The sequence below is a fragment of the Pyxidicoccus trucidator genome, assembly GCF_010894435.1.
Lineage (GTDB): Bacteria > Myxococcota > Myxococcia > Myxococcales > Myxococcaceae > Myxococcus > Myxococcus trucidator.
On sequence record NZ_JAAIXZ010000001.1, the window covers coordinates 1,174,312 to 1,192,667 of the forward strand.

General features: G+C 70.9%; 14 protein-coding genes. 9 read left to right on the plus strand and 5 right to left on the minus strand.

Annotated features, from left to right (window positions below; genetic code table 11):
* Positions 1-90 precede the first annotated feature (90 nt).
* From G4D85_RS04840 to G4D85_RS04870, 7 genes are all read left to right on the plus strand, one after another.
* Positions 91-1,095: a DUF2380 domain-containing protein gene (locus tag G4D85_RS04840; protein WP_338052861.1), complete on the plus strand. Its 1,005-nt coding sequence runs from the start codon at positions 91-93 to the stop codon at positions 1,093-1,095.
* Complete coding sequence (locus G4D85_RS04845; protein WP_164008308.1) at positions 1,092-1,562, plus strand: NUDIX hydrolase; 471 nt, start codon at positions 1,092-1,094, stop codon at positions 1,560-1,562. Before G4D85_RS04840 ends, G4D85_RS04845 begins: the two co-directional genes overlap by 4 nt.
* Positions 1,563-1,931: 369 nt before the next feature.
* On the plus strand, positions 1,932-3,383 hold the full coding sequence (locus G4D85_RS04850; RefSeq protein WP_164008311.1) for an FAD-binding oxidoreductase: 1,452 nt from the start codon (positions 1,932-1,934) through the stop codon (positions 3,381-3,383).
* A 229-nt stretch (positions 3,384-3,612) separates the two neighbouring features.
* Positions 3,613-5,154 (plus strand): glucose-6-phosphate dehydrogenase, encoded by a 1,542-nt coding sequence (gene zwf, locus G4D85_RS04855; RefSeq protein WP_164008313.1) that lies wholly within the window; start codon positions 3,613-3,615, stop codon positions 5,152-5,154.
* Entirely contained in the window at positions 5,151-5,822 is a 672-nt protein-coding gene (gene pgl, locus G4D85_RS04860) for a 6-phosphogluconolactonase (protein WP_164008315.1), read from the plus strand. The genes zwf and pgl overlap by 4 nt, the downstream gene beginning before the upstream one ends.
* A gap of 29 nt (positions 5,823-5,851) precedes the next feature.
* Entirely contained in the window at positions 5,852-7,276 is a 1,425-nt protein-coding gene (gene gndA, locus G4D85_RS04865; protein ID WP_164008317.1) for an NADP-dependent phosphogluconate dehydrogenase, read from the plus strand.
* Positions 7,277-7,488: 212 nt separating this feature from the next.
* Positions 7,489-8,658: an acyl-CoA dehydrogenase family protein gene (locus tag G4D85_RS04870; protein WP_164008319.1), complete on the plus strand. Its 1,170-nt coding sequence runs from the start codon at positions 7,489-7,491 to the stop codon at positions 8,656-8,658.
* A 3-nt stretch (positions 8,659-8,661) separates the two neighbouring features.
* Here G4D85_RS04870 and G4D85_RS04875 read toward each other — a convergent pair whose 3' ends face one another.
* The 4 genes from G4D85_RS04875 to G4D85_RS04890 all read right to left on the minus strand — a co-directional run bounded on the left by G4D85_RS04875 (position 8,662) and on the right by G4D85_RS04890 (position 12,769).
* Positions 8,662-10,308, minus strand: coding sequence for an acetate--CoA ligase (locus G4D85_RS04875; RefSeq protein ID WP_205525419.1), 1,647 nt, complete (start codon positions 10,306-10,308; stop codon positions 8,662-8,664).
* A gap of 185 nt (positions 10,309-10,493) precedes the next feature.
* Positions 10,494-11,903: a zf-HC2 domain-containing protein gene (locus G4D85_RS04880; RefSeq protein WP_164008321.1), complete on the minus strand. Its 1,410-nt coding sequence runs from the start codon at positions 11,901-11,903 to the stop codon at positions 10,494-10,496.
* Positions 11,900-12,460, minus strand: coding sequence for an RNA polymerase sigma factor (locus G4D85_RS04885; protein WP_164008323.1), 561 nt, complete (start codon positions 12,458-12,460; stop codon positions 11,900-11,902). The genes G4D85_RS04880 and G4D85_RS04885 overlap by 4 nt, the downstream gene beginning before the upstream one ends.
* A 132-nt stretch (positions 12,461-12,592) precedes the next feature.
* Positions 12,593-12,769 carry a hypothetical protein gene (locus tag G4D85_RS04890; protein ID WP_164006670.1) on the minus strand — a complete coding sequence of 59 codons (177 nt, stop codon included), beginning with the start codon at positions 12,767-12,769 and terminating at the stop codon, positions 12,593-12,595.
* Positions 12,770-12,914: 145 nt separating this feature from the next.
* Between G4D85_RS04890 and G4D85_RS04895 the strand changes: the two genes are divergently transcribed.
* Positions 12,915-13,925, plus strand: coding sequence for a cupin-like domain-containing protein (locus tag G4D85_RS04895; protein ID WP_164008325.1), 1,011 nt, complete (start codon positions 12,915-12,917; stop codon positions 13,923-13,925).
* 1 nt (position 13,926) lies between these two features.
* On the opposite strand, the gene G4D85_RS04900 is transcribed toward G4D85_RS04895, so the two are convergent.
* Complete coding sequence (locus G4D85_RS04900) at positions 13,927-16,686, minus strand: CHAT domain-containing protein (RefSeq protein WP_164008327.1); 2,760 nt, start codon at positions 16,684-16,686, stop codon at positions 13,927-13,929.
* 499 nt (positions 16,687-17,185) lie between these two features.
* Here G4D85_RS04900 and G4D85_RS04905 point away from each other — a divergent pair, with 499 nt between their 5' ends.
* Complete coding sequence (locus tag G4D85_RS04905) at positions 17,186-18,253, plus strand: heparin lyase I family protein (protein ID WP_164008329.1); 1,068 nt, start codon at positions 17,186-17,188, stop codon at positions 18,251-18,253.
* Positions 18,254-18,356: the final 103 nt, after the last annotated feature.

The window sequence follows — 18,356 nt, forward strand, 5'->3', positions numbered from 1 at the left end:
TACGGCTCCAGCCAGCTGCCCTGGCTTCACGACGCACATGGTGGCGCCACCACGATTGCGGATGCGGCCGCGGAGGCCGTGGATGCGGACATGGAGCTGGGCATTCTCCAGCTGACGGGGCCCCGCCTCCAGGCGGCCATGTTCGGCACCATGCTGCTCGCTGCCTGGCTCGACTTCCTCAACCTCTCTGACGTCGTGCTCCGGCAGTGCCCTTTCTACAGCGTGGAGCGGCTGTTCATGGACATGCACCGCGTGCAGCGGCGGATGGAGCCCGCCCTGGCCGCGCTCGCGTCACAGGCCCCCGGGCCGGTCGAAGCAACGGCGAGCGCGATGCCTGAACAGATGGAGCAGCTCACCCGCGAGTTCCACTCCATCCGCGAGGGAGCACGCGTGGCAACGGAGCGCGGAGGGCAGCTCGTGGCGGCGGCGCAGTTCATCGAGATGCTAACCCTGGTCTCGACGCTGAAGCTGTCGTTGCCACGGCTGCCGCCTGCCGCTCCCGCCACGGTCGGCATGGGCCTTGTGATGGGCTCGGGTGGCATCATGACGGGCTCGCGGATTGTCGTCTCCGCCGAGTGGGTGGAGATGATTCGCCGACTCGTGAAGGCAGGTGTCATCTCCGTCCCGGTCGCCAGCGCCGCCGTCCGTATCCACGCGGGCCAGGTGATGATGGCGCAGTCGAACGGGGACCTGCCCCGGGGCGTGCGTGACGCGCTGGGCGACGGTCCAGAGGTTCGCGGCATGCACGAGACCGGCAGGGCAGGTGCCGGCATGTCCGAGGCACCGAAACACCACGTCCTCCCGCAAGAGCACCGTGCGTGGTTCGAAAAGCGCGGCTTCACGGGCGCCATGGACATCGACCAGTTCTGCGTCAAGCTGGAGACGGCGAAGCATCAGGCGATTCACGGCGGTGGCAACTGGCGCCTGGGACGCACCTGGCCCGGCGAATGGAGTCAGTTGATCATGCAGGCGCTGCGCGAGGCCGAGACTGACGCGGGCCGGATGTTGACGCGGGGCGAGATCCTGAAGCTCGTCGGGAAGCGGATGAAGGACTACCATCTTCCAATGAGCTTCACCCCATGGAGGGGGAAATGAGCGAGGGCCGTTCCTGGGAGGGGCACTGGAGGGTCCGCATCTATGAGCGGGTCCGTGAGCGAGGTTTCACTTCGCTCACCGCTTTCGCCGAGGCACGACCAGCCGTCCCGCTGCATTTGCTGGCCGAGGAGCTTGGCAAGGACGACGTCGCAGGCGTGCAGGTGTTGGGCGGGTTGCACGCCGAGGCTGAGCAGCGCAAGCAGGTCACCCGCTTCGTACGCGATGTGCTGGTACGGCTGCTGTCCGAGAGTCTCCCTGACGGTTGGCCGGCCGTCCTGGACGACGAAAACCGCTTCAGTGTTGCCGAAGCGTTCGGCTCGTGGTTCGCCTACACCCCTGATACCCACAAGGAACGCGTCCGACAGGCCAAGGCAGCACTCCGTGCCGCGCCACCTCCGGCGGGCTGGCGACCGCTCGGCCCTGACGACGAATTGCTCCGCACGTTCCTGCCCGACGAGGAAGCCTGACCGGCAACGGAGCTCCCGCCAGGCCGACAGGCGCGGCGGCTCGCCGATTGCGGTGACGCAGTCCTGTGGCTTGCTTCACACCCAAAGAGGGCGACGCGGTTGAACGCGATGTCCCGAAGCGAGTGGGGATGCGACGTCACCTGCAAGGCCGAGGCGGCTGCGCACTGCTCAGCGCGGTGATGACACAGCGAAGCCACCGCACCCTACGGCGTCGGACCCGCCGAGCGTCGCACCTGCCGTCACCGCCCGGTGCGTGCCTGGGCACGCCGTCCCGCCCGCCTGTACTGGCAGGCAGGCTGCGCGCGCCGGCCAGTCCTAGGTTCATGGATGTGCGGGGCGCTCCTACCGCGCCCCGCCGAGGAGAGCACCATGACCCTGGACCCCCAGCGTGCGCACGCCCAGGCCGGCGGAGGCCTTCCGCCCGGGCTGACGCCCGACCGAGTGGAGCAGCTACGGGCCCGCCTGCGTGGCGGACTCGTCCGGCCCGAGGACGCCGACTACGAGGAGAGCTGCCGCCTCTACAACGCCATGATTCACAAGCGCCCGGCGCTCATCGCCCGGTGCGCCGACGTGGCGGATGTCCTCGCCGCGGTCGGCTTTGCCCACGAGCAGAAGCTCACCCTGGCCATCCGTGGCGGCGGGCACAACGGCGGCGGGCTCGGCCTCTGCGACCAGGGCCTCGTCGTCGACCTGTCGCGCATGCGAGGCGTCCGGGTGGACCCCAACGCGCGCACGGTGCGCGTCTCCGGAGGCAGCGTCTGGGGAGACGTGGACCACGCCACCAACGCCTTCGGCCTCGCCGTCCCCTCGGGCATCATCTCCACCACGGGCGTGGGCGGGCTCACCCTCGGTGGCGGCCTGGGCCACCTCACGCGCCGCTACGGCCTCACCATCGACAGCCTGCTCGCCGTGGACCTGGTGCTCGCGGATGGGCGCTTCGTCACCGCGAGCGCCGACCAGCACCCGGACCTGTTCTGGGCGGTGCGCGGCGGCGGCGGCAACTTCGGCGTCGTCACCTCCTTCCTCTTCCGGGCCCACCCGGTGGGCACCATCATCGGCGGCCCCACCCTCTGGCCCCTGGAGCGCGCCACCGAGGTGATGCAGTGGTACCGCGAGTTCATCGCCTCCGCGCCGGAGGAGCTCAACGGCTTCTTCGCCTTCATGACGGTGCCACCCGCGCCGCCCTTCCCCGAGCACCTGCACCTGAAGAAGATGTGCGCGGTGGTGTGGTGCTACACCGGGGACCCGGCGCACGCGGACGAGCTGTTCGCGCCGGTGCGGGCGCTCGCCCCGGCACTGCACGGCGTGCACGACATGCCCTTCCCCATGCTGCAGAGCGCCTTCGATGGGCTCTACCCGCCGGGCCTTCAGTGGTACTGGCGCGCGGACTTCGTGAAGGAGCTGCCAGACGCGGCCATCGCCCGGCACGTGGAGTTCGCCGAGCGGCTGCCGACGATGCACTCCACCATGCACCTCTACCCCATCAATGGGGCGGCGCACCGGGTGGGCCCCGGTGAAACCGCCTTCAGCTTCCGGGATGCACAATGGGCCGAGGTCATCGTCGGCGTGGACCCTTCGCCGGGCAGGGCGCAGGACATCTCCACCTGGACGAAGGACTACTGGGACGCGCTGCATCCCTACTCCGCGGGCGGCGCCTACGTGAACTTCATGATGGACGAGGGCCAGGAGCGGGTGCAGGCAACCTACCGGGACAACTACGCCCGGCTGGTGGAGGTGAAGAACCGCTATGACCCGGACAACCTCTTCCATGTGAATCAGAACATCATCCCCACGGCCGGGGGCGCGGTGCTGCCGCACTGACCGGCCTGGCCGCGCGCGGAGGCGCGGCTCCATTGGCGAGCGCCCGCACCGTCCGCCCGTTAGCAGTGGGCGAAACCCGCGTGGGGACGCCCGCGCGACGGACTCCCCGATTCATTCCCCGGTCGGAGCAGACGTCACGCCCACGTCACTGCGCACACTCGCACTTGCCCGGTGCACACGAAGGCGGCGTAAGGTGCCCGCCCGAGTGAACCCCGGAGGAGGCAGCGGCATGGACGCGCAGGGCCTGCACATCGAGACCCACCCCCGTGAAGGAGACCCGGTGCTGCGCGCCGGGCGTCCGGACCCGTGCACCGTGGTCATCTTCGGCGCCACGGGAGACCTGGCCGAGCGCAAGTTGTTCCCCGCGCTGTTCGAGCTGGCCCGCGCCAACCTCCTCCCCGAGCACTTCGCCGTCGTCGCCTACAGCCGCTCCAAGCTGGAGGGGGACGCCTTCCGCGAGCACGTCAAGGAGGGCCTCCAGAAGTTCGCCCGCACGCAGCCGCTGGACGAGGCCACCTGGAAGAAGTTCGCCCCGCGCCTGGAGGTCGTCTCCGGCGCCTACGACGACCCGGCCTCCTTCGCCCGGCTGAAGGAGAAGCTGGACCAGGTCTCCCAGCGCCACGGCACCGAGGGCAACCAGCTCTATTACCTGGCCACGCCGGCCTCCACCTTCCCGCAAATCCTCCACGGCCTCGCGAGCACCGGCCTGCTGACGCGCGAGGAGCACCCCCACCAGAAGCCCTGGCAGCGGCTGGTCATCGAGAAGCCCTTTGGCCACGACCTGGAGAGCGCGCGCGAGCTGAACCGCGAGCTGTCGGCGGTGCTGGACGAGCGGCAGGTGTTCCGCATCGACCACTACCTGGGCAAGGAGACGGTGCAGAACATCCTCGTCTTCCGCTTCGCCAACGCCATCTTCGAGCCGCTGTGGAACCGCAACCACATCGACCACGTGGAAATCACCGCGGCGGAGAAGATTGGCGTCGAGGGCCGCGGCGGCTTCTACGACGAGACGGGCGTCATCCGGGACATGGTGCAGAACCACCTGCTCCAGGTGCTCGCGCTGTGCGCCATGGAGCCGCCGGTGTCCTTCGGCGCGGAGGACATCCGCGACGAGAAGAACAAGGTGTTCCGCGCGCTGCGCCCGCTGGAGGGCCGCGACGTGTCCCACGCGGTGGTGGCGGGCCAGTACCACGGCTACCGCGAGGAGAAGGGCGTGAAGCCCGACTCGCGCACGCCCACGTACGTGGCCATGAAGATGAACGTGGACTCGTGGCGCTGGCAGGGCGTGCCCTTCTACCTGCGCGCGGGGAAGAACCTGAAGGCGCGGCTGACGGAGGTGTCCATCCACTTCAAGTCGGTGCCGGTGGGCCTGTTCGCGGGCGAGGGCGCCACCTGCCAGCGGCTGCAACCCAACGTGCTCACCCTGCGAATCCAACCGAAGGAAGGCATCGCCCTCTCCTTCGAGTCCAAGGTGCCCGGCGAGGACGTCAGCATCGCGGGCGTCACTATGGACTTCAACTACGCGGAGAGCTTCGACAAGCCGGTGCCCGAGGCGTACGAGCGGCTGCTGCTGGACTGCATGCGCGGCAACGCCACCCTCTTCGCGCGGCAGGACAGCGTGGAGCAGGCCTGGGGCTACGTGACGCCCATCCTCCAGGCGCTGGAGTCGGGCGTGGGCGGCGAGGTGCACCCCTACGCGCCGGGCACCTCCGGCCCTGACGCCGCCGCCGCGCTGCTGGCCCGCGACGGCCGCAGGTGGACACGGCTATGAGCTTCGCACCTCCACGAATCGTCCCCTCGGAGTCCCTCGCCCAGGAGGCCGCCGCCTGGATGGCGCGCTCGCTCCAGGACGCGCTCGCCTCGCGGCCCCGCGCCAGCCTCGCGCTGTCGGGGGGCGGCACGCCGGTCCCCGCGTACCGGGCACTCGCGGAGCTGAAGCTCCCGTGGGAGCGCGTGGACATCTTCTTCGTGGACGAGCGCTTCGTGCCGCCGGACCACGCGGACAGCAACTACCGGCTGGTGGAGGACTCGCTCCTGCGGCCGCTGCGGCTGCCCTCCTCGCAGGTGTTTCGCATGCAGGGCGAGCGCGAGGACCGCGACGCCGCCGCGCGCGAGTACGAGGCGACGCTGCCGCCGGTGCTGGACGTGGTGCTGCTGGGCATGGGCCCGGACGGGCACACCGCGAGCCTCTTCCCTGGCCACCCGGCCCTGGAGGAGCGCGAGCGGCGGGTGCTGGCGGTGGTGGGCCCCAAGCCGCCGCCGTGGCGGATGACGCTGACGCTGCCGGTGCTGCTGTCGGCGCGCGCGGTGCTGAACCTGGTGGCGGGCGAGGCCAAGCGGGACGCGGTGCGCCGCGCGCTGGCGGGGGACGTGTCCCTGCCGGCGGCGCGGGTGACGAACACACAGTGGATGCTGGACCCCACCGCCGCCGGGCGGTGAGTGGGCCTGACGGGACTTCGGGAGGAACCATGAGTGACGCAGCGGGCGCGCAGTTCGGCGTGGCGGGCATGGGAGTCATGGGGGCGGCTCTCGCCCTCAACATCGCGGACCACGGCTTCCGGGTGACGGCGTGGGACCGGCACGTGGAGCGCATCGACGAGATGCACAAGAAGCACGGGCACCCCGAGGTGAAGGGCACCGCGTCGCTGGAGGAGTTCGTCCAGCGGCTGGAGCGCCCCCGCCGGGTGCTGCTGATGGTGACGGCGGGCGCGGCGGTGGACCAGATGATGGAGCGGCTCTTCCCGCTGCTGTCGCCGGGCGACGTCATCATGGACGCGGGCAACTCCTGGTTCCTCGACACGCGCCGCCGCGAGGAGCTGTGCAAGACGAAGGGCCTGCACTTCCTGGGCGTGGGCGTGTCGGGCGGTGAGGAGGGCGCGCGCCACGGCCCGTCCATCATGCCGGGCGGCCCGCCGGAGGCGTACGCGCTGGTGCGCCCCGTGCTGGAGGCCATCGCCGCGCGCGCGGAGTCGGGCCTGTGCGTCACCCACGTGGGGCCGGATGGCGCCGGCCACTTCGTGAAGATGGTGCACAACGGCATCGAGTACGCGGACATGCAGCTGCTGGCGGAGACGTATGACGTGCTGCGCCGGGGCCTGGGGCTGGGCGCGGACGCGCTGGCGGACCTGTTCTCCAAGTGGAACGAGGGCATCGCCGAGTCCTTCCTGCTGGAGACCACCATCCAGGTGCTGCGCAAGAAGGACGCGGAGACGGGCAAGCCGCTCGTCGACCTGGTGCTGGACAAGGCCGGCCAGAAGGGCACGGGCAAGTGGACGGTGCAGGTGGCGCTGGATTTGGGCGTCCCGGTGCCCTCCATCGCCTCGGCGCTGGACGCGCGCACCCTGTCCTCCATGAAGGACGAGCGGGTGGCGGCGAGCAGGAAGCTCAAGGGCCCGTCCGAGGCGCTCACCGCGGAGGAGAAGGCGCAGCTCGCGGCGTGGGCGCATGACGCGCTCTACGCGGCGCGGGTGGTGACGTACGCGCAGGGCATGCGGCTCATCCAGGCGGCGTCCAACGAGTACAAGTGGAACATCTCCCTGGCGGAGATGGCGCGCATCTGGCGGGGCGGCTGCATCATCCGCGCGAAGCTGCTGACGCCGCTGCGCGAGTCCTTCGAGCACCAGCCGGACCTGCCGAACCTGGTGGTGTCGGACGCCTTCGCGCCGGTGCTGGAGAAGCTGGCGCCCGCGTGGCGCAAGCTGGTGGGCGTGGCCACGAAGGAGGGCATCCCCGTACCGGTGTTCAGCGCCTCGCTGGCGTACCTGGACAGCTACCGCAGCCCGGAGCTGCCGCAGAACCTCACCCAGGCCCAGCGCGACGCCTTCGGCGCCCACACGTACCAGCGCCGCGACAGGCCCGACGCCGGCTTCGTCCACACGGAGTGGAACAAGTAGACGCGCAGTGGAGACGGTGCGCTGGACGCGGCGGTCGGAAGCACCGCGTCGGCGCAGCCCCCGAGCGCGCCGTCTTCACCCTCCGTCGCAGCTGAAGGTCTCAGGGGTGCGCGTTTGACATACCCGCGCATCGTGGCGCGTTGTCTGTCTTTTCTTCCGCTGACCGGAAGCATCGTGCATCGTTACGGGGTTCCCCCACCGAGCCCCCCACCATGACCACGGACGCTGGAGCGAAGTTGCTGCACGCGGTACGCGAGTTGACCCCGAAGCTGGCCTCCCGGAGCGCGGAAATAGAGAAGGCGGGGCAGCTCCCTCCGGACCTCGTGGCCGCGCTGAAGGAAGCGGGCTGCTACCGGATGTTCGTGCCACGCAGTCACGGTGGCCTGGAGCTGGACCTGGTGACGGGCATGGAGGTGCTGGCCGAGCTGGCCCGTGCCGATGCCTCCGCCGGCTGGACGATGATGATTGCGTCGGAGAGCCCCCAGCTCTTCGCCCTCCTCCCCCGGGAGGAGTTCGACGCCATCTACGCCAACGGCCCCGATGTCACCTGCGGCGGCGCCTTCAACGCCCAGGGCCAGGCGGTGCACATGGACGGGGGCTACCGCGTCACCGGCCACTGGAGCTTCGCCAGCGGCTGCCGCCAGAGTGACTGGCTGTTCGGCAACTGCATCGTGCTCGGCCCCGACGGCAAGCCCCGCCCCGGCCCCGCCGAGGGCATGCCTGAGACGCGGGCCATGATGCTGCCCGGCCGCGAGGTGCGCATCGAGGAGCACTGGGACGTGCTCGGCCTGCGCGGCACCGGCAGCCACGACATCGTCATCGACGCCTTCATCCCTCCGCATCGCACCTTCGACATCTTCGCCGGCCAACCCTCGGTGCCCGGCCCGGGCTTCGTGATGCCGGTGCTGCACTACGCGCTGCACATCGGCGCGGTGGCGGCCGGCATCGCCCAGGGCGCGGTGGACGACCTGCTCGTCCTCGCGCGCTCCGGCAAGCGGCGGCTGTACGCGCGCACCTCGCTCGTCGACTCGCCCGTGTTCCGCAACCGGCTCGGCCGCGCGGAGACGGGTGCACGCGCCGCGCACGATGCGCTGCGCCGCATGGGCGAGGTGTTCTGGGAGGCCTGCCTCCAGTCTCCCCAGGCGGCCTATGCCCACGCCGCACAGGTGTCCTCCACGCTGACGTGGGTGGCGGAGACGTCCGCGGAGGTGGTGACGGCCTGCTACCACGCCGGCGGCGGCACCTCCGTGCGCGACAGCTCGCCCCTCCAGCGGCGCTTCCGCGACATCCACACCCTCACGCAGCACGCCGCCGTGGCGGAGGGCTGGTTCACCCAGGAGGGCAGCGCCCTGCTGGGCTTCCCCGTCCTCTTCGAGGCGTGACGCTCACGCGGGCTTCGGTGGCGAGGCCCGCAGCTCCGCGCGGCGAATCTTGCCGCTCACCGTCTTGGGCAGCTCGGTGACGAACTCGACGTCGCGCGGGTACTTGTAGGGCGCCGTCGTCCGCTTCACGTGCTCCTGGAGCTCCTTCGCGAGCTCCCGGGACGCGGTGTGGCCCGGCGCCAGCACCACGTACGCCTTGATGCGCTGGCCAATCTTGTCGTCCGGCACGCCGATGACGGCCGACTCCGCCACCGCCGCGTGCTCCAGCAGCGCGGACTCCACCTCGAAGGGGCCCACCCGGTAGCCGGACGTCTTGATGACGTCGTCCGCGCGGCCCACGAACCAGAAGTAGCCCTCCGCGTCCCGCACCGCGCGGTCCCCCGTCACGTACCAGTCCCCGCGCCGGCACGCCGCGTTGGCCCCGTCGTCGTTGAGGTAGCCCTGGAACAGGCCCACCGGCCGCTCCGGCGCCACGCGCACGGCGATGTCGCCCTCCTGCCCGTCCGCCACCTCCCGGCCCGCGTCGTCGATGACCCCCACCGTGAAGCCCGGGGACGGCTTGCCCATGGAGCCCGCGCGCGGCTCCACCGTGGGGAACATGCCCACCACCATCACCGTCTCCGTCTGCCCGTAGCCCTCGCGGATGTGCAGGCCCGTGGCCTCCTTCCACGAGTCGATGACCTCGGGGTTCAGCGGCTCGCCCGCGCTCACCGTGTGCCGCAGTGAGGACAAGTCGAAGCCCTTCAAGTCTTGAAGCACCAGCGCCCGCCACGCGGTGGGCGGCGCGCAGAAGGTGGTGACCTGCTGGGACTGGAGCACCTCGAGCAGCTTCGCCGGCTCGAAGCGGCCCCGGAAGTCGTAGACGACGTTGCACGCGCCCTGGCTCCACGGCCCGAAGAGCTTGCCCCACGCGCACTTCGCCCAGCCGGTGTCGCTCAGCGTCAGGTGCCTGTCCTCGGGCGTGAGGTCCAGCCAGTACCGCCCCGTAATCTCATGCCCCAGCCCGTAGCTGGCCTGCGTGTGCAGCACCATCTTCGGCATGCCGGTGGTGCCGGACGTGAAGTAGATGAGCAGCGGGTCATCCGCGCGCGTGCGCTCGAAGGCCGCGTCATGCGCCCCCGTGCCCGCCGCGCCCGGCGTGTAGCGCACCCACGGCGAAGGGGCGCCCTCCCCCACCGCCACCCAGGTCTCCACACGGCCCGTGCCGGCCAGGCCCTCGAAGTGCGCCAGGCAGCTCACGTCGGCGATGACGGCGTTGGCGTCCGCGGCCACCAGCCGGTAGCGGATGTCCTTCACGGTGAGCATCGGCGTGCCCGGCATGAAGACGATGCCGGCGCGGATGCAGCCCAGCACCAGGAACCACCACTCCGGCACGCGCGGCATGACGATGAAGGCCCTGTCGCCCTTGTGCAGCCCCAGGCCGGTGAGGAAGCGCGCCGCGTGCACCGAGTGCCGCCGCAGCTCCTCCCAGGTGAAGCGCTGCTCCCGTCCCGCCTCGTCGGACCACAGCAGCGCCAGCGCGTCCGGCCGCTCGCGCGCGTGCCGGTCCACCACGTCCGCCGCGAAGTTGAAGTGCTCGGGCCGCTCCCACCGGAAGTCCCTCCGGGTGGCCTCGTAGTCACGCATGTTGCGCGGTGCGGAAGGGGGCATCGTTCTCTCCGGGGAAGTGCCACTCCCGACCGAGCCTGCCACGCCCCACCCGCCCCGGGCTTCCTCCTCGCGCGGCCTTCCGCCCGGTGGAAGACAGGCGCGGCCCCTGAAACGCGAAGAGGCCGACCCTCGTCAGGCCGGCCTCCTCGGAGGGCCCGTCACGGGGCCCGGCGTGTCACCCCGCGCTAGTTGATTTCAGCGCAGTGGAAGAGCTTGTCGTACGCCTCGCAGGTGCGCAGCGTCGCCAGCAGGAGCTGCTCGGCGCTGCTCGCGCGGCCCGCCAGCTCCTCGCTCCGGGCGCGCTCGCGCTCGGCCAGCAGGTTCAGCCACGGGTCTCTCGAGCCATGGGCGAAGCGCTGGAGCGCCTTCAGCGCCTCGGCGTCCTTCGACGCCTCGCCGGTGTGCACCAGCGCGCCGAAGTACAAATCCCACTCCTTCGAGCGGCGCAGCGCCTCCACCAGCCCCGGCGTGGGCTTCCCCTCCACCAGCTTCGCGTACTCGCTGGCCAGCGGGCCGCGAGCGTTGAAGTCCCGCGCCTCCATGTCCCGGACGTAGTCCTGCAGCACCGCGCCACCGCCCACGCGGTCCAGCTCCTTCGCCAGCGGCGCCAGCGCCTTCACCGCGGCGGGCGTGGTGGCCGTGCGCACGGCCTCGTAGAGGGCCGCGCGAGCCACCGCCGGCTGCTGCGCCAGCTGCTTCACGTCCGCCGTGCCGTTGGCCAGCTGCCCCCACGCCTCCTTCACCTGCTTCTGCCAGCGCGCGCCCTCGGACTCCCTCAGCTCGCGCAGCTCGTTCGCCCGGGCCTCCGCCTCTTCCTTCCACCCCTCGTCCTGCCCCGGCAGCGCCGCCACTTCGCGGAAGGACTCCTCCGCCTGCTTCAGCAGCCCGCGGCCGCGCAGCGCCAGCCCGCGGTTCCACAGCGCCTGCGGGTGCTTCGGCTCCTGGCGCAGCGCTCCGCCCAGCAGCTCCAGCGCCTCTTCCCAGCGCTGGCGGCTCAGCGCCACCACCGCGCGGTCATTGTCCTTGTCCGCGGACGGGGCCGCCCGGGCCAGGAAGGCCTCCGCCTGCTGCCAGTCCCCGCGCAGCGCATACGCCGCGGCGATGCCGCGGAAGTCCTGGCGCTCCTCCAGCTCCGCCAGCGGGCGCAGCGGCAGCGCCTCCGTGGAGAGCGTCGTGCCCCGCATCGGGATGTAGGGCCGGAACCGGTCCGCCTTCGGGTGGCTCAGCCGCGAGTCCATCATTCGCGAGTCCGCGCTCGCCAGCCACACCTCGGCCGGCATCTCCGGCTGCGCCTGGAGGCGATACACCCCCACCGCCGCCAGTCCCGCCGCCAGCGCCACCGGCACCGCCGCCCGGTAGGCCCGGTGCAGCCAGGGCCGCAGCGGCGTCACCTTGGCGGGGCTGTCCGCCTCATCACTCCCTTCGCTCCCGGCACCCGCCAGGGCGCGCGAGGCCAGCAGCTCCAGCTGGAGCAAGTCCCTCAGCCCCACCTCGCACTCGGCACAGCGCGTGAGGTGGTGGCGGAAGGCGTCCGCCTCGGTGGCGGACAGCTCCCCGTCCACGAAGAGATGCAGCTTGGTGCATGGCGTGTTCATGAGCTCGTTGCCCCCTGCTCCCGGGCTACCGCCACCTGGGGCAGCAGCAGTTCCTTCAGGTCCCTGCGCGCCAGGGTGAGCCAGCTGCCCACCGTGCCTACGGGAACGTTGAAATGCTCGGCGATGGCCGTGTAGCGCTTGCCCTCCGCGTGCAGCCGGTAGGCGTCACGCAGGTGCGGCTTCAGCCGCTCGATGGCCTTCTGGAACTCGTCGTTGTTCACCAGCTCCCAGTTCTCCTGGGAGCCCTCCGGTGACAACACCGCGTCCTGAACCAGCGCCAGGTGGGGCAGCCCCCGGGTCTCCGTCCGCTGTCGGCGGCAGTAGTCCAGGAAGCGATTCGTCATGGTGGTGCAGAGCCAGGCCGCCGCCGCCGAGTCCGTCCTGTCCTTCAGATGGTCGAACTCTGGCATCGCCCGCTCGAAGGTCTCCTGGACCAGGTCTTCCGGCTCCAGGCTCGAGCGCGCGCACAACCGGCGTGCCAGGCCCAGAAGGCCAGGACGATGCTGGCGGATGAACGCTTCGAAGCGCCTCCGCTCCCGGTTGAAGAGGTTTGCCATGACGCCCCACGCTTGCGCAGCTGGTGGTTTCCCACCAAAGACGCGCGGCGGCGCATTCCTTGAGAAGAAAAAAGCCGCCGTCAGACAGTAAAATGCCCGGGAGGGTGGAAAAACCCTGTCCGGGCAAGGGGATCAGCCAGCCTGTGTCGCGTCCGCCAGAGGCGGCGTGGCCGGCGGCGGCAGCGGGCTGCGTCGGCGGGGGCTGACCACGTTGGTGGCACAGTCCACGTAATTGCTCTTCACGTTCGGGGCGCCATCGACGGGGTCGAGGGCATGGGCATTCGCGGAAGGGGTGGCACCGGGCGTCATGGCGCTCGCTCCTCATGCTGCGTACAGGCAGCACACAAAGTTGGTAGTGAATGGAAACCTGAGACGTCGGAATCTCTACCATGCCGGCCGCGATTGCGTGAGAGGCCGGCGGTCGAGATGACCCCAGGAATCCAGGGAGTTCTGAATGAGCATGGAGAAATCCCGCCTCGCAACGGAGTGGCAGGTGTGGCTGGCGGAAAATCTGGCCCTGGGCGTGGGTGAGGAGGAGGCGCGCCAGACGCTGGTGGCGGCCGGAGTGGGCGAGGACCTGGCCCGGGAGGAGGTGGACCGGGTGAAGGCGCACCCCTACTTCCAGGCCTGCCAGCGGCTGGGGCGGCAATACGGACGCATGGAGTCCGTCATGGAAGTGTATGGCCAGCTCCACCGGCAGTCCGGCCAGCACCTGGCGCTGGAGAAGCGCGAGGGGCTGTCCGCCGAGGAGTTCTTCAGCCGCTACTACTACGGGCACCGCCCGGTGGTGCTGAAGGGGCTGATGGGGGACTGGCCCGCGCTGGGCCGCTGGTCCCTGTCGTACCTGGCCGAGCGCGCGGGGGACGCGGAGGTCGAAATCATGACCGGCCGCAACGCCAACCCGGACCACTCGCCCCAGGCGGAGAAGCACCGCACGCCCATGCGCTTCCGCGACTACCTGAAGATGGTCGCCGCCGGAGGTGAGACGAACGACTACTACATGGTGCCGCGCAACGAGAACTGGCAGCGCGACGGCCTCGCCCCGCTCCGTGACGACGTGCGCGCGCCCGCCGGCATCATCCACGCCGACTTGCGCCCGGACATGATGACGCTGCTGCTGGGCCCCGCCGGCACCGTCACCCCGCTGCACCACGACAACATGAACGTGCTGCTGGCGCAGGTGATGGGGCGCAAGCACGTGCGCCTGGCGCCCTCCTTCCAGCGGCACCTCATGTACCCGCGCTACGGCACCTTCAGCCACGTGGACGCGGCGAGCCCGGACCCGGAGCGCTTCCCCCTCTACGCCGAGGCGGCCGTGGTGGAGGCGGTGCTGGAGCCCGGGGAGCTCGTCTTCATCCCCGTGGGCTGGTGGCACTGGGTGCACGCGCTGGACGTGAGCGCGTCCGTCACGTTCCACCACTTCCAGGTGCCCGGGGGGAACACGTACCTCCCCGAGCCCGGCTGAGTCAGTCCCCCGTCTCGATGAGCAGGATGTGCCGCGTCCAGCTCGCCCGGGCGTCGCGCGTCAGCCACTTCTGGCGCTCGTCGCGCAGGGCCACCGCGGGCTTCGCGCCCCCGCGGATGCGCTGGCGGACGCCGTCGAAGAAGCGGCCGGCCGCGTCGGGGATGTCCACGGTGGAGGCCAGCACCGCCCGCGCGCCCGCGTCGATGAAGGCCGCCGGCAGGCTGAAGGGCTCGTAGGCGGCGGACGACGTCATCCGGCCCGCGCTGCACGCCGCCAGGAACACGAGGGGCGCGCCGGACAGCTTCTGCTCGCGCACCGCGTCCGCGGTGAGGGCGTAGCGGCCGTCGCCCTCCGGAGAGAGCACCACCAGCGACGAGTCGGAGATGGTGGGGTCCACCAGCCCGTGGGCGTGAATCTCGATTTCCGTGGCGGCCTTCATGCTGGCCAGCACGCGCGAGGGCGTGGCCTCCGAGCCCGTCAGCACCTGCATGGGCGTGGTCCCCGTGTCCGGCGGCGGCGTCCAGGCCGGCAGCCGGGGGAGCTGGAGGAGCTGCGGCGCCTCCACGCTGGAGACGACCAGCCGCTGCTGCGGCGCCGCCGTCGCCTGCGCCCGGGCGCCCCGGCCCAGGCGGAAGCTCCAGGCAATCTCCGAGGGGAACAGGTCCGTGCGCCCCAGCACCGGAGGCCAGGCGAACACGTCCACCTGCGCGCAGCCCTTGAGCACCTGCCGCAGGGTGTCCGGAATCAGGCGCGCCGAGCTCATCCGCGCGAAGCTCTCCTGGCGGTCCGCGTCGTAGTGCCCGCGCACCTCGCCCCCTGGCCCCTGTACGACGATGACGGTGCGCTCCCCGTGCACCGACAGCCCCATGGAGCAGCTCTTGGGAGCGGGCGTGTCGAGCTGCTCCACCATCAGCGCCAGCGCCTTCTGGAAGTCCCCCGCGCGGCCCGCCTCGGTGATGAGCGTGGAGTTGCTCAGCGCCCAGGCCTCGCGCGCCTGCATGTCGCTCCGGGGCAGCCGCTTCGTCTCGGCGATGGTGCTCTTCAGCAGCTCCTCGCCCTTCGCGCGGTCCTGCTCCAGCAGGTACCGGCCTTCGATGTAGCGCGCGTAGGAGATGTCCCCGGGCATGACGTAGATGCTCTTGCTCAGCCCGGCCAGCGAGCGCTTCAGCAGCTCCGCGTCCTGGGGGCCGGGGCGCGTGCGCGCCAGCTCCGCGAGCGTCGCCGCGAACATCAGGTCCAGCTTCGCGCCCTGGCACGAGGCCGCCGCGTCCAGCTCCCGGCGCGAGGCCTCCAGCTTGGAGTCCAGATAGTAGATGTGGGCCAGGTTGACGCGGGACCAGTAGCAGTCGTCGTTGCGCCCGCCGCGCGCGGACCACTCCTCCACATAGGCCCGGGCGCTGGCGAAGTCGTTGCGCGAGCGCGCGGCGTGCACCAGCGTCTCCAGCGCGGTGAACTCCAGGCTCCACTCCCGCAGCTGGCGCGCCCACGTCCACGCGGTGCGGGCGTGCTGCTCCGCCTCGGTGAGCCGCTGCAGGTCGATGTAGAGCATCGTCAGGCGCAGCTCCAGGTCCACGCAGCGCGCGGAGAAGGCGCCCTCGCGGCAGCGCTGGAGCGCGGAGAAGATGCGCTGCTCGGCCTTCCACCACGTGCCGTCCGCCACCTCCTTGCGGGCCAGCTCGCGCTCGATGATGAGGTGCAGCCACGGGTCCTGCTGGCGCCCCACCTCCGCCTTCGCCTCCTCCAGGTTGGGGCCGTGCGTGGCCTTGGCCAGCAGCAGCGTGCCCAGGAAGAGGTCGCCCTCGCCCGCCGTGCGGGACTGCTGCTGCACCCGGTCCAGCTCGGACAGCTTGCCGCGCACCAGCTCGGAGTAGCCCTTCGCCAGGGGCGCCCGGCGGGCGAAGTCCCGCGCCGCCACGCGCCGCACGTAGTCATTCAGCGCGTTGCCGCCCTGGAGCCGGTCCAACTCCTGCGCCAGCGGGAGCAGCGCCAGCGCGCGCTCCTTGGACGGGGCCGAGCGCACCACGTCATAGAAGTTCTGCCGGACGACGCCGGGGTGCTGCCGGGCCTCCTCCAGCGGCAGCGGGGCCTGGGGGTTGTCCACCAGCGCCAGGGTGGCCTCGCGCGCGCCCTTCCAGCGGCGGGCCCGCTCCAGCGTCTCGTCGCGCAGGGTGAGCGCATGGGCATGCGCCTCGCGTCCCCACCCCTGCTCGTTCAGCGAGGCCACCAGCTCGTAGGTCTCCGCCGCCTTCATCGCGAGCCCCATCTCCTGGAGCACCAGCGCGCGGTTCCACAGCGCCTGCGGGTGCTTCGGGTGGGAGGCCAGCACCGCGTCCAGCAGCCTCAGGGCCTGCTCATGGGCACCCCGCGCCAGGTGCACCGCGGCCAGGTCGCTGTCGCGGTTGGAGGAGGGAGGCATGCGCTCCAGGAAGGAGGCCGCCTGATTCCACTCGCCCTGCAGGGCATAGGCGGCGGCGATGCCGCCCCAGTCTCCCGCTTCCTCCAGCCGGGCCAGGTCGCGCAGCGGAATGGGCTCGGGAGGAATGGGGCAGCCGCCGGACGACGTGCGCGGCCGGTGCTTGTCCGCCTCGGGGTGGGTGAGTCGGGCTTCGATTCGCGCCGCCGCCCGCCGCTCCGCCCAGAACTGGGCCGTCACGCCGCCGCCATCCCCCTTGGCCGGGGAGCGAGCGAGCATGAACGTCAATACGAGCACGGGCGTCGCCAGCGCCAGGACCAGGACTTTGTCGTACGCCGGCTTCAACATACTGCCCCCTCGGGCGCCACCCCCAAGCAGTCGCCCACCTATTGGGTTCTACACCAACATCTACTCGCCGCCGACTGTGCTTCCGAACATCCCCCCAGGCTTCAGGGAGTCCGGACACTCCGGACTCCAGAAAGCCCCGCACACCGGGGTGCACGTGTCCGACCGCGGCATTTTACGAGGGCGATTTTCCGGCCCCCCGCGAGTCATCTTCCCCTGCTGACGGGCCATGCTGCGCCGCGTGGTCCGCCCGCAAACCAGCCGACCTTGCTTAGAGACGATGCACGTCGGAATCCTTGAGTCTCCCCCGCGCGCATCCCTCTGGAATCATTGCATCCACAAGCATGTAGCGGCGGCGGCGGCGAGGGAATGCCAGGCAGCCTGCCCTCCAGGGCGAGAGCCGGAGGCGAGCCCGGCAGGGGGTTGGCAGCCAGGCTTTGACGGGAAGCGTCGAGCCCGCCCGGTTGTCCCAATGCGCCAACCCGGAACGAAAGGACCTCGCTTGCCGTATCTCCTTCGCCTCGTCGCCCTGGTGTCCCTCCTCCCCATGCTCGCGTCCGCTGACGTGGCGTGGAAGGGCGACTTCGAGACGGGAAACATTTCGCAGTGGACGCGCTCCCAGGCCGTCGCCAACAGCCGGCTCCAGATTGTGTCGGACGTCGTGCGTGAAGGTCGCTATGCGCTGAAGGCCACCGTGCGCCAGGGGGATGACCCCATCGGCGCGAGTGGCAACCGCAACGAGCTGCTCTACATCAGCCAGGAGAAGACGGGCTCCACGTGGTTCTACAAGTGGAGCACGATGTTCCCGAAGAGCTACCCCACCTCCGACACGTGGCAGGTCTTCGCCCAGTGGCACCAGGAGGGCTGCTGCGGCTCCCCGCCGCTCGAGTTCTTCGTGCGCGGCGAGGAGATGAACCTGCGCGTGGGCGGCGCGGACGGAGAGATTCTGTGGCAGTCGCCGCTCGACCGCGGCGCGTGGCACGACTTCATCCTGGAGGTGAAGTGGTCGTCCAACAAGAAGGTCGGCTACGTGCAGCTCTGGCACAACGGCAAGGTCGCCGTGCCCAAGACCTTCGGCGCCACGCAGTACGGCAGCGAGTTCAACTACCTCAAGCTCGGCCTGTACCGTGACGACGCCATCCGTCCCGAGGCGTTCGTGTACCACGACGGCTTCACCATGGCCTCGAAGCTGGAGGACGTGCTGCCGCCCGCGCCCGCGCCCGCGCCCACGCCCGTTCCTCCGGTGGTGACGCTGCCCGAGCCCCTTCCCACGCCGGAGCTCCCTTCCACGCCCGAGACGCCGGTGGTGGAGGAGCCCGAGTCCCCCGTGGCGGAGCCTCCGGTGGTGAGCACGCGGCCCGAGCTGGGCGTCATGCCCGGCGATGACCTGCCCGGCACCAGCTCACCCGGAGATGCCCCGGGAAGCGCGCCCCAGGGCTGCGGTGCCTCGGCCACCGGCACCAGCGGCGCGCCCTTCATCGCCGCGGGGCTGCTCGCCCTGGGCGCCATGCTCGGCCGGCGGCGGAAGCAGGCCCACGCCCAGGCGGTCGCCCGCTCCCAGCGGCGCTAGGAAACAGGCCGTCGCTGACGCTCTGCAATAAAAGGCGGGTCCGCTCCGGAAGGGGCGGGCCCGCTTTATTTTTCCCGTGGTTTCGAGGGCTTGGCGGCGGCGA

What these genes read in the sequence shown, in the direction of transcription:
- zwf (WP_164008313.1), top strand. Translation starts at nt 3,613, where the DNA reads ATGGACGCGCAGGGCCTGCACATCGAGACCCACCCCCGTGAAGGAGAC.
- G4D85_RS04840 (WP_338052861.1), top strand. Translation starts at nt 91, where the DNA reads ATGGAGCTGGGCATTCTCCAGCTGACGGGGCCCCGCCTCCAGGCGGCC.
- G4D85_RS04885 (WP_164008323.1), bottom strand. Translation starts at nt 12,460, where the DNA reads ATGGCAAACCTCTTCAACCGGGAGCGGAGGCGCTTCGAAGCGTTCATC.
- G4D85_RS04845 (WP_164008308.1), top strand. Translation starts at nt 1,092, where the DNA reads ATGAGCGAGGGCCGTTCCTGGGAGGGGCACTGGAGGGTCCGCATCTAT.
- pgl (WP_164008315.1), top strand. Translation starts at nt 5,151, where the DNA reads ATGAGCTTCGCACCTCCACGAATCGTCCCCTCGGAGTCCCTCGCCCAG.
- gndA (WP_164008317.1), top strand. Translation starts at nt 5,852, where the DNA reads ATGAGTGACGCAGCGGGCGCGCAGTTCGGCGTGGCGGGCATGGGAGTC.
- G4D85_RS04870 (WP_164008319.1), top strand. Translation starts at nt 7,489, where the DNA reads ATGACCACGGACGCTGGAGCGAAGTTGCTGCACGCGGTACGCGAGTTG.
- G4D85_RS04880 (WP_164008321.1), bottom strand. Translation starts at nt 11,903, where the DNA reads ATGAACACGCCATGCACCAAGCTGCATCTCTTCGTGGACGGGGAGCTG.
- G4D85_RS04900 (WP_164008327.1), bottom strand. Translation starts at nt 16,686, where the DNA reads ATGTTGAAGCCGGCGTACGACAAAGTCCTGGTCCTGGCGCTGGCGACG.
- G4D85_RS04850 (WP_164008311.1), top strand. Translation starts at nt 1,932, where the DNA reads ATGACCCTGGACCCCCAGCGTGCGCACGCCCAGGCCGGCGGAGGCCTT.
- G4D85_RS04875 (WP_205525419.1), bottom strand. Translation starts at nt 10,308, where the DNA reads ATGCCCCCTTCCGCACCGCGCAACATGCGTGACTACGAGGCCACCCGG.
- G4D85_RS04895 (WP_164008325.1), top strand. Translation starts at nt 12,915, where the DNA reads ATGAGCATGGAGAAATCCCGCCTCGCAACGGAGTGGCAGGTGTGGCTG.
- G4D85_RS04890 (WP_164006670.1), bottom strand. Translation starts at nt 12,769, where the DNA reads ATGACGCCCGGTGCCACCCCTTCCGCGAATGCCCATGCCCTCGACCCC.